Source organism: Prauserella marina, assembly GCF_002240355.1.
In the GTDB taxonomy this organism is placed as follows: domain Bacteria; phylum Actinomycetota; class Actinomycetes; order Mycobacteriales; family Pseudonocardiaceae; genus Prauserella_A; species Prauserella_A marina.
Window position 1 is genome coordinate 5,391,977 of the sequence record NZ_CP016353.1, and the last position, 14,171, is coordinate 5,406,147.

At 68.8% G+C, this 14,171-nt stretch carries 18 protein-coding genes; 5 read left to right on the plus strand and 13 right to left on the minus strand.

Going from position 1 to position 14,171, the window contains the following annotated elements; translation table 11 throughout:
* Positions 1 to 26: 26 nt before the first annotated feature.
* Entirely contained in the window at positions 27 to 1,190 is a 1,164-nt protein-coding gene (locus BAY61_RS24805; protein ID WP_091807126.1) for an acyl-CoA dehydrogenase family protein, read from the minus strand.
* A 154-nt stretch (positions 1,191 to 1,344) separates the two neighbouring features.
* On the opposite strand from BAY61_RS24805, the gene BAY61_RS24810 reads away from it, so the two are divergent.
* From BAY61_RS24810 to BAY61_RS24830, 5 genes are read left to right on the plus strand one after another with little or no spacing between them, the layout of a single operon-like run.
* Positions 1,345 to 1,905 (plus strand): VOC family protein, encoded by a 561-nt coding sequence (locus tag BAY61_RS24810; RefSeq protein ID WP_170140219.1) that lies wholly within the window; start codon positions 1,345 to 1,347, stop codon positions 1,903 to 1,905.
* Positions 1,902 to 2,090, plus strand: coding sequence for a ferredoxin (locus BAY61_RS24815; RefSeq protein WP_091807123.1), 189 nt, complete (start codon positions 1,902 to 1,904; stop codon positions 2,088 to 2,090). Before BAY61_RS24810 ends, BAY61_RS24815 begins: the two co-directional genes overlap by 4 nt.
* Positions 2,091 to 2,093: 3 nt before the next feature.
* Positions 2,094 to 3,308: an NAD(P)/FAD-dependent oxidoreductase gene (locus BAY61_RS24820; protein ID WP_091807121.1), complete on the plus strand. Its 1,215-nt coding sequence runs from the start codon at positions 2,094 to 2,096 to the stop codon at positions 3,306 to 3,308.
* Between the two features lie 29 nt (positions 3,309 to 3,337).
* Positions 3,338 to 3,661, plus strand: coding sequence for a ferredoxin (gene fdxA / locus BAY61_RS24825; RefSeq protein WP_091807120.1), 324 nt, complete (start codon positions 3,338 to 3,340; stop codon positions 3,659 to 3,661).
* Positions 3,658 to 4,683, plus strand: coding sequence for a zinc-binding dehydrogenase (locus tag BAY61_RS24830; protein WP_091807118.1), 1,026 nt, complete (start codon positions 3,658 to 3,660; stop codon positions 4,681 to 4,683). Before fdxA ends, BAY61_RS24830 begins: the two co-directional genes overlap by 4 nt.
* Here BAY61_RS24830 and BAY61_RS24835 read toward each other — a convergent pair.
* From BAY61_RS24835 to BAY61_RS24890, 12 genes are all read right to left on the minus strand, one after another.
* Positions 4,667 to 5,173, minus strand: coding sequence for a VOC family protein (locus tag BAY61_RS24835; protein ID WP_211323596.1), 507 nt, complete (start codon positions 5,171 to 5,173; stop codon positions 4,667 to 4,669). The two genes, BAY61_RS24830 and BAY61_RS24835, sit on opposite strands and share 17 nt — an antisense overlap.
* A complete protein-coding gene (locus BAY61_RS24840) occupies positions 5,170 to 5,925 on the minus strand; it encodes an SDR family NAD(P)-dependent oxidoreductase (RefSeq protein WP_170140220.1) in 756 nt (251 codons plus the stop codon). Before BAY61_RS24840 ends, BAY61_RS24835 begins: the two co-directional genes overlap by 4 nt.
* Positions 5,922 to 7,148, minus strand: a complete 1,227-nt coding sequence (locus BAY61_RS24845) for a cytochrome P450 (RefSeq protein WP_245865410.1) — start codon at positions 7,146 to 7,148, stop codon at positions 5,922 to 5,924. Before BAY61_RS24845 ends, BAY61_RS24840 begins: the two co-directional genes overlap by 4 nt.
* Positions 7,141 to 8,274 carry a thiolase family protein gene (locus tag BAY61_RS24850; RefSeq protein WP_091807114.1) on the minus strand — a complete coding sequence of 378 codons (1,134 nt, stop codon included), beginning with the start codon at positions 8,272 to 8,274 and terminating at the stop codon, positions 7,141 to 7,143. Before BAY61_RS24850 ends, BAY61_RS24845 begins: the two co-directional genes overlap by 8 nt.
* The gene (locus BAY61_RS24855; protein WP_091807112.1) at positions 8,271 to 8,672 is read right to left on the minus strand and encodes a PhlB family protein; all 402 of its coding nucleotides are present in this window, start codon (positions 8,670 to 8,672) and stop codon (positions 8,271 to 8,273) included. Before BAY61_RS24855 ends, BAY61_RS24850 begins: the two co-directional genes overlap by 4 nt.
* Positions 8,673 to 8,694: 22 nt before the next feature.
* Positions 8,695 to 9,465 (minus strand): SDR family NAD(P)-dependent oxidoreductase, encoded by a 771-nt coding sequence (locus BAY61_RS24860; protein ID WP_091807110.1) that lies wholly within the window; start codon positions 9,463 to 9,465, stop codon positions 8,695 to 8,697.
* Between the two features lie 2 nt (positions 9,466 to 9,467).
* A complete protein-coding gene (locus tag BAY61_RS24865) occupies positions 9,468 to 10,610 on the minus strand; it encodes an acetyl-CoA C-acyltransferase (RefSeq protein ID WP_091807108.1) in 1,143 nt (380 codons plus the stop codon).
* Positions 10,607 to 11,446: an LLM class oxidoreductase gene (locus BAY61_RS24870; RefSeq protein ID WP_091807107.1), complete on the minus strand. Its 840-nt coding sequence runs from the start codon at positions 11,444 to 11,446 to the stop codon at positions 10,607 to 10,609. Before BAY61_RS24870 ends, BAY61_RS24865 begins: the two co-directional genes overlap by 4 nt.
* Positions 11,443 to 12,399 (minus strand): LLM class flavin-dependent oxidoreductase, encoded by a 957-nt coding sequence (locus BAY61_RS24875; protein WP_091807105.1) that lies wholly within the window; start codon positions 12,397 to 12,399, stop codon positions 11,443 to 11,445. Before BAY61_RS24875 ends, BAY61_RS24870 begins: the two co-directional genes overlap by 4 nt.
* An 8-nt stretch (positions 12,400 to 12,407) precedes the next feature.
* The gene (locus BAY61_RS24880; protein ID WP_091807103.1) at positions 12,408 to 12,836 is read right to left on the minus strand and encodes a MaoC family dehydratase; all 429 of its coding nucleotides are present in this window, start codon (positions 12,834 to 12,836) and stop codon (positions 12,408 to 12,410) included.
* Positions 12,833 to 13,273, minus strand: a complete 441-nt coding sequence (locus tag BAY61_RS24885) for a hypothetical protein (RefSeq protein ID WP_211323597.1) — start codon at positions 13,271 to 13,273, stop codon at positions 12,833 to 12,835. The genes BAY61_RS24880 and BAY61_RS24885 overlap by 4 nt, the downstream gene beginning before the upstream one ends.
* Positions 13,274 to 13,477: 204 nt before the next feature.
* A complete protein-coding gene (locus BAY61_RS24890; RefSeq protein WP_091807101.1) occupies positions 13,478 to 14,161 on the minus strand; it encodes a TetR/AcrR family transcriptional regulator in 684 nt (227 codons plus the stop codon).
* Between the last annotated feature and the right edge of the window lie 10 nt (positions 14,162 to 14,171).

Here is a 14,171-nt window from a genome sequence, read left to right on the forward strand (position 1 = left end):
CTGCTGTCCTTTCAGCCGGTCGGCGATCAGAACGACCTGGGCAAACCTGCCATCTCGGCGATCGAGTTGCGAGCCATCTCGTTCGCGATGGGGCCGATCCGGTAGAGCCGGGCGTCCCGCCAGTACCGCTGCATCTGGGTCTCCAGCGCGTAGCCCATGCCACCGAAGATCTGGATGCCACGGTCGGCCGCGGTCACGGCGCCCTCGGACGCGACGATCTTCGCCATGTTGGCGTGCATACCGCATTCCAGCCCTTCGGACTGGCGCCATGCCGCCTCGTACACCAGCAGTTCCGCGGACTTCTGCGCGATCAGCATGTCGGCGTAGTAGTGCTGGAGTACCTGCACCTGACCGAGTTTGCGGCCGAAGACGTCCCGCTCGTCGAGGTAGCGCTTCGCCTCCTCGATGACACCGTCGAGGATGCCGAGCGCGAGCGCCGACATGACGATCCGCTCGTTGTTGAGGGTCTTCAGCAGCATGTACCAGGCCTGGCCCGGTTCACCGAGGACAAGGTCGTCCGGCACGAACACGTCGTCGAGGAAGACTTCGCAGGATCCGACGTTCTTCATGCCCAGCTTGGGAATCTGCCTGCACTCGACGCCCCTGGTCTCGCGCGGGACGAGGAAGAGTGTGGTGCCCCTGGTCTTCTTCTCGGGGTTGCGGTCGCTGCGGGCGAGCAGCAGCAGGTAGTCGGCGACGTGCGCCTGGGTGGACCAGATCTTCTGGCCGTTGATGACCCAGCCGCCGTCCGTGCGGTCGGCGGTGGTCTTGAGGGAGCCGAGCAGGTCGGTGCCACCCCCGGGTTCGGTGAGCGAGATGGCGAACTTCGTGCGCCCCTCGGCGATGTCGGGCAGGAAGCGGCGCTTCTGCTCCTCGTCGCCGTAGTAGCCGACGGACTTGGCTCCCGCGAAGGCGTTGATGCCCCAGATCCAGGCGATGCCACCCAGCGAACGGGCGAGCTCGCGGATCAGGACGACCTGGTCCAGCTCGGTACCGCCGGAGCCGCCGTACTCCTCGTCGATCGCGATCCCGTGAAAGCCCGCCTCGGCCATCTTCTGGAACAGCGCGTGCGGGTACTCGAACTCCTGCTTCTCCAGTTCGAGGGCCGCCTCCTTCGGGCACTCCTTCTCGACCCACGCCCGGACGGTTTTCCGGAACGCCTCCTGCTCGTCGGTGAGCGCGAAGTCCACGGTCCCTCCTGATCAGCCACAGCTCTGGGATTTCCACCAAACGATTGCTTGGTTAATGGAACACTGGGTCCGAGGTGATGTCAAGCACGTGGCGGGCTTTTATCTACCAATCGTTTGGTGTAAAAATGGGGAAGGGCGTACGAAAGGAAGACCCATGACCCGCGTGCATATCGACCACATCGCGCTCTGCGTGAAGGACCTCGACCAGGCCATCGCCGACTGGAAGGACATTCTCGGCGTACTCACGCCCGAGATGACCGAGACGATCACATACTCCAGGGGCAGCTCGGACGGGACGGAAATGGTGTGGGCCACCTTCCAGAATCCCGATCCCACGGGCGTCTCGATCCAGATGTGGGCACCGGGCTCCCCGGACAGCTGGGTGCACAAGGTGCTCGCCAAGCGCGGCGAGTTCGTCCACCACATCGCGTTCCTGAGCGACAACTTCGGTCACACCATGCAGCAGTGCCGTGCCGCGGGGCTGCCCGTGCTTCTCGACGAGGACAGCCACCCCGACACGATGCCCTGGCTCAAGTGGAACTTCCTTCCCGAATCGAAGGCTCACGGCGTGCTCATCGAGCTCGCCACCCGCTACCAGGTCGGCGGCGACCGCTGGCTGCCGCATCCCGGCAACGCCGAGAACGCCGAACTGAACAAGGAATGGACCCAGCGCTTCTACACCGACCCTGGGCTGCAGGGTGGAGGCAAGCCGTGAGGATCAACGTCGACATGGCGCTCTGCCAGAACTACGGGCAGTGCGTCTTCGCCGCGCCGGAGCACTTCGACCTCGACGAGGCCGGTGACCTCGTTCATCAGGCGAGCGCGGACGAATCGGCGCGTGCCGACGTCGAGGCCGCCGCCATGGCGTGCCCGGTGCAGGCCATCACCATCGAGGGGTGACGCATGTCGACTCTCCCTGCCCGGCGGATCGTGGTCGTCGGCGGCTCGCTCGGCGGCCTGCGGGCGACCGAAGCGCTACTGGCGGGCGGCTGGGACGGTGAGATCGTAGTGCTCTCGGACGAACCACACGTCCCCTACACCCGGCCACCGCTGTCCAAGGCCGCGCTCGCGGGTGGCCCCGATCTCGCGACGCTCGCGGTCAAACAGCGTCCCGAGGCGGCACGTGCCGAATGGCGGTTCGGCGCCACGGTGGTGGCCGCCGATCTCGCCGCGCGCACGGTCACCCTCGCCGACGGCGAAACCGTGGCCTACGACGGTCTTGTCGCCGCCACCGGTGTGCGCCCGCGACGGCTTCCTTCGCGGATCGACCACACCGGCGGCGCCGCGCACGTCGTACGGACCATTGAGGACTGTCGCGTGCTGCATTCCGCGCTGCGCACCGGTTCTCGTGTGGTGGTGATCGGTGCCGGGTTCATCGGCTGCGAGGTCGCCGCCACGGCGGTCGGCCTCGGCTGCGAGGTCACGGTAGTCGCCGCCGACGAGTCACCAATGCTGGCTCCGCTGGGCCGCACGGTCGGTGACGCGGTCCGCCGACGACACGAACGCGCGGGTGTGAAGTTCCGCCTTGGCGTCTCGGTGTCGGCTGTAGACCATGGCTATTCGGTTTCCCTCTCTGACGGATCGCGTGTGGACGGTGACGTCGTCGTCCAGTCCATCGGCTCCGCCCCGTGTGTCGGCTGGCTGTCCGGCAACGGGCTCGACCTCGCCGACGGTGTGGCGACCGACAACGGAATGCGCGCCGGCGGGATCACCGGCGTCGTCGCGGTCGGTGATGTCGCACGCTTCCCGAACCCGCTCTTCGACGACGTGCCACGCAGGGTCGAGCACTGGCAGACGCCGATGGAGACCGCGCGCCGCGCGGCGGTCACCCTGCTCGCCGACCTCGCCGGTCACGACGCCGACCCGGCACCGTTCACGCCACTGCCCTCGTTCTGGTCCGACCAGTTCGATCTGCGGCTCCAGTCGTTCGGCGCGCTCGGTATCGCCGACCGGACCGAGGTGCTGGAAGGTGACCTCGGCGGTCAGGCGGTTGTCGGCTACTTCCGCGGCACTCTGCTCGTCGGTGCCCTTCTGCTCGGTATGCCGAAACGGGCGGTGGCAGTCCGCAAACGCCTGCTCGCCGGGCTCACCGATCCCCAACCCACGTACGCGGCCTGAACGTTTCCCTGACGGCCAAAGGAGGCCAGATGACCTACGTGATCGCAGAGCCCTGTGTCGACCTGCAGGACAAGGCGTGTATCGACGAATGCCCCGTCGATTGCATCTACGAGGGCCCCAGAATGCTCTACATCCAGCCCGACGAATGCGTCGACTGCGGAGCGTGCGAACCGGTCTGCCCCGTCGAGGCGATCTACTACGAGGACGACGTCCCCGCCGAGTTCGCCGCCTACACCAAGGTGAACGCGGAGTTCTTCGACAGCATCGGTAGTCCCGGCGGCGCCAGCGGGCACGGGGTCGCGGACGCCGACCATCCGCGGGTGGCCGGACTGCCCGCGCAGGCGCCCGCGTGAACGGAGCCGACGTGCATCTCGCCGCCACCACCACCGCGCTGCGCACCGTGGTCGCCGAACCCGTCACCGCGGCCGCGCCCCGGCCCGGTGAGGCACTGCTGGCCGTCGAAAGGGTCGGGATCTGCGGAACCGATCTGCACATCTGGGACGGCAGTTACGCCACCGGGCTCCCCCTTGTCCAGGGTCACGAGATCAGCGCGACCGTCGCCGCGCTGCCAGGCGACTACGACGGTCCACTCGCCATCGGCGACCGGGTGGCCGTGGAACCCGTGGTGTCGTGCGGAACGTGTTACCCGTGCCGGATCGGGCGGCGCAACACCTGCCGGTCGATGGACGCGGTGGGGGTGCACCGGCCGGGCGGATTTCAGGAGATAGTGTGGGTACCGGTGGAAAACTGCCACCTCGCGCGGGAACTCGGGGCCGATGTCGCCGCGCTCGCCGAGACACTGTCGGTGAGCCTGCGTGCGGTCACCAGGCCCGGCGTGCGGGCGGGTGAGCGGGTGCTGATCCTCGGTGCGGGCCCGATCGGACTCGGCGCCGTGATCGCCGCACGCGACGCGGGTGCGGAGGTCATGGTCACCGATCTGCATCAGTCCAGATTGGACCTCGCCCGCGCACTCGGAGCCACGGAAACGGTGCGCGGCATCGAGGAGCTGCCCGAGCGGGTCGCCGCATGGACGTCCGGGGACGGAGTGCCCGTGGTGATCGAGGCGACCGGTGTCGCCGCCGTCGCGGAACGGGCCTTCGAAGTGGTCGCGACCGCGGGGCGGATCTCGCTCGTCGGCGTGTCGGAGCAGACCGCGCATCTCGGGATGCGTGCGTTCACCGCCAAGGAGCTGGATGTCTACGGCAGCCGGTCCACACTGGACTTCCCTGCCGCGATCGCACTCGCGGGACGGCACCACGACGACGTCCGCCGGTTGATCAGCCACGAGTTCGGGCTCACCGAAGTCGGCGACGCGCTGGCCTTCGCCCACGATACCCCGCATTCGGTGGTGAAAACCGTCATCGCGGTGGGCTGACCTTCCAACAGGGCCACGCGTCCACCAAACCCACGCGCCCCGCCAGCACATCCGCGAGCGTCATCCCGTCGACCGGGCCGCTCCAGTCGCGGTCCGTGTCGACGAGCTGGATCAGGCCGCCCGTCCGGCGTGGCCGGAGAAAGGTTTCCCGCCACGTCGGATTGGCCAGGTCGGTGCCGACCGTCTCCCACCCCGCGGCCTCGACGGCGTCCACGGTGTGCGCCACATCGTGGACGACGAACGTGACGTGGTGGAACCCTTCGCCGCGCCGCTCGATGGTTTTGGCGAGAAGATTGTCGTCGCGCAACGGCTGCATCAGCTCGATCTTGAACCCGCCGAGCGTAAGGTGCACGATCCGGTTGCCGGTGTCGTCGTTGTCGCCACCGACAACGAACCGCCCGCCGAGCACGTCGGCGAACAGCGCCAGCGCCGCACGCGCGTCCCACACCGCGATCGCGACGTGGTCCAGCGTGCGAACCCCTGCCGTCAACTGATCTGCCCGCCGTCGACGACAAGCGTGCTGCCGGTGACGAAGGACGCGGCGTCGGAAGCCAGGAACACCACCGGGGCCGCGATCTCCTCCGGCCGCGCCCAGCGCCCGAGCGGGATCTCCGCGGCGTAGAGCCTGCCCATGCTGGCGTCGGCCTCGTAATGCTCGTGGGCACCGGAATCGACGAGGCCGGGCAGCACCACGTTGCTCCGCACCCCGTGCCCGCCCCATTCCCGTGCCATGGTGCGGTTGAGCATGACCAAGCCGGCCTTCGCGGTGCCGTAGTGCGCCATGCCGTGCTGCGCGGCCTCGCCGACGATTGATCCGATGTGGACGATCGAACCACCGCCCGCCCTGATCATGCCGGGCAGGGCGGCACGCGCGCAGATCAGCGGCGCCTCCAGGTTGAGCGCGACCGTCTTCTGCCAGCCGGAAAGGCGCATCTCCGCAAGGGGAACGAGAAACCGTGCTCCACCGGCGTTGTTGACCACCACGGTCGGATCGCCGAGCTCGGCGGCGACCTTCGCGACGGCCTCGGTCACCCGCTCCTCGTCGGTGACGTCGGCGGGCACCACCACCGTGCGGCGTCCCGTCGGCTCGATCAGCGCGGCCGTCTCCGCCAGCGCCTCAGGGCGGCGTGCCAGCAGAGCGACGTCGGCGCCCGCGCGGGCGACGGCCAGCGCGATCTCCCGCCCGATGCCCCCGCTCGCGCCGGTGACGAGGGCGACCTTGCCCGCCAGCGCCCCGCTCACGACGCGTCTCCCCGGCGCACCGGCATCGTTTTCATGCCACGGCTCATCATCGTGGTGTGCCATTCCTCCGGCCCGTCCAGCGCCAGATCCGGCATCGCGTCGAGGACGGCTGGAAACGCGATCTGCGCCTCCAGCCTGGCCAGGAAGTTACCGAGACAGTGGTGCACCCCGAAACCGAATCCGACGTGCTGGTTGGGCTGGCGCGTGATGTCGAGTTCGTGCGGCCTTTCGAAGACCTCCGGGTCCCGGTTGGCCGCGCTCTGCACGAGGAAAACATTGTCCCCCTTGCGCAACGTCGTCCCGCGCAGCTCGACGTCCTCGGCCAGCAACCGTTGTTCCAGCCGGGACGGCCCGTCGAACCGCAGCAGTTCCTCGACCGCGGTGCCGATCCGCTCGGGCTCGTCCCGCAGCAACCGCCACTGATCGGGATGCAGCAGCAACTGCCGGGTGCCGTTGGCGATCAGGTTCGTGGTGGTCTCGTGGCCACCGAACACCAGCAGCGCGCAGGTGGAGATGATCTCCTTGTCGTCGAGCGGTGGGTCAACGTCGTGCGCGGTGACCAGACTGGAGATCACGTCGTCGCCGGGGTTCTCGCGAATCCTCGCGATCAGGTCGGCGAGGTAGCCGGTCAGCTCGATCAGTCCCTGCTGCGCGCGTTCCCGCCTGCCTGGCTCACCCTGTGCTCCGAAGACCAGCGTGAGGATGTCGTCGGACCACTTCTTGAACATGTCGCGGTCCTCGGCGGGAACACCGATCAGCTCGGCCACCACGATCGCCGGGATCGGATAGGCGAAGTCGGTGACGAAGTCGAAGCGCTGCCTGTTTTCCAGCGTGGCGAGGGTTTCCTTGACGACCTGCTCGACCCTCGGCCGCCACGTCGCGACACGCTTCGGGCTGAACGCGGGCATCACCAGCTTGCGCAGCCGGGTGTGCTCGGGCGGGTCGAGGAACACCATCCAGTGCCGCAGCACCTCGAACGTCGGGGCGCGCGCGGCGCGCTTCTCCTCCGAAAGGTGCGTCTCGAACACGGGACGCACCCGGTCGGACGAGAACGCCGGATGACGCAACGCCCACAGGACATCGGCGTGTTTGTGCAGGAACCATGCCTGGTATCGCTCGTTCCAATGCACCGGATTGTCTCGGAGCATTTCCGCGAAATGCGGGTAGGGATCGGCGAGCCGTTCCCCGCCCAGCATGTCGTCCAGTTCGAGGGTCTCAGCCACCGAGAACCACCACCACACACCCGTTTCCGTCGATTCCCGCGGTGCCGCCGCCCATGGTCTCCACGGCCGCGACCCGCGCTCCTTCCACCTGTCGTGCCCCGGCGTCACCGCGCAACTGCCACACGGTCTCGGCGATCTGGGCCAGCCCGGTCGCCCCCAGCGGGTGTCCCCTGCTGAGCAGCCCGCCGGACGGGTTGACCGGCTGAGCGCCACCGAGCGCGGTGTGCCCGGACAGCACCAGGTCGCACCCGCCACCGGGTTCCGCGATACCGAGGGCCTCGGTCGCGGTGATCTCGCCGATCGTGAACGCGTCGTGCACCTCGAAGACGTCCACGTCACCGGGGCCGATTCCGGCTTCCCGCCACGCTTGTCCCGCCACCGTGGACATCAGCTCGTAGCCCCACGGATGTGTGCTGCGGTGATCCCACAGTTCCCCGGAACGCAGTGCCGAGCCCGCGATGCGCACGTCCCTGCCGACCCCGCGCTCCCCGCCGATCACGGCGGCGGTCGCGGCGTCGGAGATGTCGCAGCACTGCAACAGGGTCAGCGGATCGGCGACCATCCGGGAAGCGAGTACTTCCTCGGCGGTGACCTCGGCGCGGTGCTGGGCACGCGGGTTCAGCGCCCCGTGACGGCGGTTCTTCACCGACACCGCCGCCAGCGCCTTGGGTTCCAGGCCGTACAGGTACTCGTATCGGCTCGCGACCATCGCGTACACGCCCGGCAGCGCCAGCCCCGCCCGCCCCTCGGCGTCGGTCTCCTCCGGGGTGATCGGCCCGGAGAAGTGCAGGGTCATCGTCTCCACACCGAGACACAGCACCCGCCGGAAACGACCGGACAGCACGGCGTGCCGCGCTTCGTGCAGTGCCGTCGTCGAGGTCGCGCAGGCGTTCTCGAAGGTCAGGATCGGTACACCGGTGATGCCGAGCAGTTGCAACGCACGCTGTGCCGTACCCGGTGCACCGAAGACAGTGCCCGCGAACACGGCGTCGATCGCACCGAGGTCATCGAGCCCGGCGTCGTCCAGTGCCTCGCCGATCGCCTGCTGCGCGAGCCACGGTGCACCGACCCCCGGCTGGCGACCGAACCGGGATGTACCGACCCCGTACACGTACGCCGCGCTCATGCCGTCTCCTCCACCGCGGCCGCCGCGACGGCCAGGAGGTCACCGGTCTCGGACATCCCGGTGACCTTCGCTCTGCTGGCGGGCGGCAGCGGCTGCTCCCCCGGCGTGTGCACCAGCACCCTCGGACCGTCGTCCAGCACCAGGTACGCCACCGCGAACGGCGGCGTGTGCCCTGGAACCCTGACCCGCAGGCACGTTGAGGCCCAGATCTCGCCCTCAGCGGGGAAAACACTCCCCGCCACCACCGACCGGCACAGCGGGCAGCGCGACACCTGCTGCGCGATGGGATGGCCGCACCCGGTACACCGCCAGCCCGCGACGGCGAGGTCGCTGCCGCCGCCGGGACCGGTCACGACCCTGGGTCGCGGGTCGCCGGTCGGCTCCGTCGTGCTGCTCATCGGTCTCCTTCCGGTACGTACCTCAACGGGGCGCCATGCGCACGGCGGCGTCGACGCGGATCACGTCGCCGTTGAGGTAGGTCGTCTCCATACAGGTCCGGACCACGTTCGCGATGTCACCGGCCCTGCCGAGCCGTTTCGGGAACACGTTGGCGTCACGCAGGTAGTCGCGGATCTCCTCGCTCGCGGCGCGCACCATCGGTGTGTCGATGGTGCCGGGGCACACGCACATGACGCGCACACCGTGGCTCGCGAGATCCCGTGCGAGCGGCAGGGTCATCGCGACGATGCCGCCCTTCGACGCGGCGTACGACGCCTGGCCGACCTGGCCTTCGAAGGCGGCGATCGAGCCGATGTTGACCACCAGCCCGCGTTCGCCGTCCTCGCCGGGTTCGTTGCGCGCCATCACCCCGGTGACGTTGCGCAGTACGTCGAACGCGCCGAGCAGGTTGACCTCGACACCCTGCCGGAAACGCTCCAGCGGGTACAGGGTTCCGTCACGTGCCACCACCCTGGCCGCGGGGCTGATCCCGGCGCTGTTGACGAGCACGTCGATCCGGCCGAACCGCTGTGCGACCTTGTCCACTGTGCCGGCGACCTGAGCGGGATCGGTGATGTCGAGCGGGAAGAACTCCGCGCTGTCACCGAGTTCCGCGCACAGTTCGGCACCGCGCGACACCGGCAGGTCGAGGACCGCGGCGCGGCCACCGTTCTCGGTGAGCATCCGCACGACACCTTCACCGATGCCGGAGGCACCACCGGTGACAACCCCCACCGCGCCGGTCACGCGCATGGCTACAGCCGCTCCAGAATCGTGGCGTTGGCGAGACCGCCGCCCTCGCACATGGTTTGCAGGCCGTAACGGGCACCGGTGCGCGTCATCTCGTGCACGAGCGTGGTCATCAGCCGGGCACCGGAGGCCCCGAGCGGGTGGCCGAGCGCCATGGCACCGCCATTGACGTTGACCTTTTCCTGTGGCACGCCAAGGTCCTTCGCCCAGGCGAGGACCACCGCGGCGAACGCCTCGTTGCACTCGAAGAGATCGATGTCGTCCACGGTCAGCCCGGCGCGGCCAAGAACCTTGCGGGTGGCCGGGATCGGGCCGGACAGAATGAGAACGGGGTCGCTGCCGACCACACTGGCCGTGTGCACCTTCGCGATCGGGGTGAGACCGAACTCGGTGACCGCGCGTTCGGAGGCGACCAGGATGGCGGAAGCGCCGTCGGCGATCTGACTGGCGAGCGGGGCGTTGTGGATGCCACCGTCCCGGATCGGCGGAATACTCCGCATTTTCTCCCGGTCGGAACTCCGCCGGACGCCCTCGTCGGCGGTGACCCCGGCGACCCGCACCAGCTGGCTGTCGAAGCGCCCCTCGTCCTGCGCGCGGGCGGCGTTCGCGTGGCTGGCGATCGCCAGGTCGAACATGGCCTCGCGGTCGATACCCCACTTCTCGGCGATCAGGTCGCCACCACGGAACTGGTGGATCTCCTCGTCCCCATAGTGTTTCGCCCAGCCCGCACCCGCGAACGGGTAGCCGTAACCGAGTTCCGGGTCGCCTGAGCTGTTGAGCGGAACCCTGCTCATCACCTCGACGCCGCCCGCGACCACCAGGTCCTGTTCCCCGGACTTCACGGCCTGCGCGGCGAAATGCACGGCCTGCTGGGAGGAACCGCACTGCCGGTCGATGGTGACGCCGGGAACCTCCACGGGAAGACCGGCCGACAGCCAGGCGTTGCGGGCGACGTTCCACGCCTGGTCGCCCATCTGCGCCACACAGCCCGCGATGACATCGTCCACCCGGGACGGATCGACTCCGGTGCGTTCCACCAGTGCCGTGAAGATCTCACCGAGAAGATCGGCGGGATGCAGTTCGGCAAGACCGCCACCGCGCCGCCCAGTGGGAGTGCGGATCGCGTCCACGATGTAGGCCTGGGTCATGTCGTCACCTCTCGTTCCGTTTTCCACAGCTCGCCGAGCCCGGAAGGCAGCCGTTGCTGCTGTAGCCGCGGCCGGACCACGGCGGCGAGATCGTCCAGCGCGCCCGTCCACGCCGCGGTACCCGGCCGAGGGGCGAGGCGGACGAGCGTGGTGTCGAGTCCCCATCCGTCGCGTTCGGACAGCAGCCGCGTGGTGAGGTCCAGCGCTTCCTCGGCCTCTGGATCCCAGTCGCGCACGGCGGGTCGGCGCAATCGTCGGCAGGCCCGCCCCAACGCGCCTTCCAAGTCACGCCAGACCCACGAACCATCCTCTTCGGACACCGGACTGAGCGCATAGGCCGCGGCGACCGTCGTGGCGGCGTTCCCGAGCAACCACAACGTGGGCTCCAGCGCGTACGGCGGGGGCGTGACACGCACGCGGGTCTCGGGATTCACGGTGTGCGGTGGCAGACCCGCCGGGATCGTGTGGCGTGGACCGTGGTGCGCGAACGGTACGGGAGCCGCGGCGGCGAGCAGGACCTCGGTCCACTCGCTCAGGTGTTCCTCGTTGTCGCCCCGCAGGCCCAGTACCAGGCGTCCGCCGAGCATCTGGTCGGTGACATGGCGTTCCTCGGCGAGATACAGCGGATGGTGGTCCGCGACCAAGGTTCCCGCGCCGATCAGCGGAGCGCGTGTGGTGCCAGCGCACGTGGCCGCGGCGGCGAGTGCGATCTCGGGGCGGTCCGGCGGGGCGTCCAGCCACACCAGGTCGAGCTTCGCCTCCTCGACGGAGCGGGCAAGCGCGGGCACGTCCGCGAGCGGCACGGTGGCGAGATCGATCGTGACGCCGATCCTCATGACGTCACCGCCTTCAGCACGGTCGACGCGAGCAACTCAAGCTGGTCGTGCAGCGCGCGCTCGGAGACGAAGTCGAAGTTGACCCTGGCCACGATGGTGTCCACCCCCGCGTCGGCGAGTGCGGTGAGCCGCGCGGCGACCTCGTCGGGGGTTCCCGCGATCGCACTGGTGGCCGCGCGCTCGACCTGCTTGTCCAGAAGCTCGGGGCGTTCGAAGCCGTGGACGCCGTCCAGCACCCACCACGCACCGGCCTCCTCGCGGTAGTGCCGCCGCACCCGCGGCAGGAACCAGGAGCGCGCGTTGGCACCGTCGGGATCGACCCAGAGGTCCCTGATCATGCCGATCCGGCCTGGTGTACGACCCGCGTCGTGCGCGGCTTGGGTGATGATGGCGACCGCGCGGCGGATGCCCTCGGCGTCGAGGGTCTGCGGCAGCACCGCGGACATCCCGTAGCGCCCGATGCGGTCCAGCGCCGCGCGTGCCATGCCACCGCCCCACATCGCGTCCTGGCGGCGATCGCGTGGTTCGCGGTCGAGGACCTGGAGTCCGGCCTCCATCCTGCGGCCCCTTCCGGTGCGTGCTACACCCAGCGCGTCGAACTCGGCGTCCCGATGCCCCAGTCCCAGGCCGAGTTCGAGCCGACCACACGCCGCGTCGTCGACTGCGGCGGCGAGCGAGCGCAGGCGTTCCGGGTCGTGCTGGGGTAGCAGGGTCATCGCCGTCCCGAGCCGGAGCGTGGTGGTGGCCGCCGCGGCGGCGGCGATCGGCAGCAGCGGCGCGGGGCAGAAGGCGTCGTACCAGAGCCGGTGCTCGGCGACCCACAGGTGAGCGAAGCCGAGCCGCTCCACGGATGTGGCCAGCTCAGGGAAATCCCGGTAAAGCCGGGGAAGCGACTGACGACCGGACACTGTGGACTGGAACGTCCACAGCCCGACCCCCATCTCGACGCCCATGGCCCGCCTCAGCCCTTGGCCAGCTGCGTGACGTCGACGGTGGCGGTACCCGCGAGCACAACCCGTTGCCCGACAACGAGTTCCACGTCGCAGTCGGCGAGCATGCGACCCTTCTCCTCGCGCAAGGCCGACACCGTGCCGCGCGCGACGACGTGGTCACCGCCGAGCACATTGCCCTGAAAGCGCGCCCGAATGCCCCGCAGATGCTCGTGACCGCCGGTCCACGCGGCAAGCATGTTCATGACGTAGGCGAGGTTGTTCGGTCCCTGGTTGACCGGCTTGTCCCCCATACCCAGCGCGCGGACGGCGTCGAGGTCGAAATGGATCGGGTTGGGATCCACCAGTACCAGCGCCATCGTCTTCATCTTCTCGGCGCTCACGGCGGGGAGTTCCCACTCGGGGATGACGGTGCCCGCCCGTACGAGTGTCGCGGTCATGCGTCCCTCCTCGGGAAGACGATGGAGTTGTAGGTCGCCGCGGCGAGTTCGCCCTCGGCGTCGGTGAGCGCGAGCCGGAAGCCCACGATGTCGAAGACGCCGGTCCGTTTGCCGCGCTTGCGTTCCGCGGAAACGAACTCCCCGCTGACGGTGAAGCTCTCGCCGACCTTGAGCGGGCGTTCGAGCACGGTCTCGTGCTCGCCGAACATCGGACCGTCGGCGGCGGTCGCGCCGCAGATCGCGAAGACCTCGTCCCAGCTGACGCCCTTGCCGACGGCCACGCTGATGTAGGCGAACAGCGGGTGCGCCACCTCGCCGTCCCGCCCGGACTCCACGACATCGTTGAGCAACCAGTCGACGTACGGCTCGATGGTGTAGGACCCGCCGGGAATCGGCCTGCCGACGATCGCGGCAAGCTCGCTCTCGGTCATCGTCATCGAGACTCCAATTCACCAACCAATTGATTGGTAGAAGTCTGCCAGACGACGTCCGCCCTGCCAAGTTCCCATCCGGAAGTGCCGCGAGTTCCGCACTCAGGCGCGTGAAATGCCCCGCCGCGTCCCAGCTGCCCCTTACCAGCGCGCGAGTGGGCCTTTCGCGCGCGCGAAGGCGCCAGCCGACGAAAACCAAGAACTCCGGAATCAGCCTCGCGAGAAACTCGATCGCAAGGTCTCGATACCGCCTGCCGACTCGACCGCGGAGGCGGAGGCGACCGAGGATACGATCATCCCGACGTAGACGTCCGCCAACTGGTCCGCGGTACGGGGACCGTCCGGGCGATACCACCGGGTCATCGAGTTCAGCTCACCGGTGATCATGATGCTGGCCAGCCGGGGATCGATCCCGCCGTCGATGACACCCTCGCGCTGCCCCTCCTCCAGAATGCGCTGGAGCACCACGACATAGGTTTCCCCACCCTCGCGGATCTCGGCGCGACGATGCTCGCTGAGCCGGTCGAACTCGCGCACCTGGATCGTGTACGGCACTAGGTGGTCGGCGGCGAACAGCACGTGGGCACGCACGAACGCGGCGAGTTTCTCCAGCGGGTCCCGCGCGCCCTCGGTGACGGTGTGCATGTCCGAGATGGCCTCGTCGTACACGTCCTTGATGATCTTGTAGAGGAAGTCCTCCTTGGATCGGACGTAGTGATAGAGGCTCCCCTTGAGGATCCCGACCCGGTCGGCGATGTCCTGGATGCTGGTCGCGCTGTACCCCTTGTCGAGGATCACCTCCGCGGCGGCCTCGACGATCTCGGCGTAGCGCTCGGGGTCAGGCCCACGACGCGGCCGCCCCCGCTTGGCCGGCTCGGCGTCGGTCTTCGACATCTGGTCACGT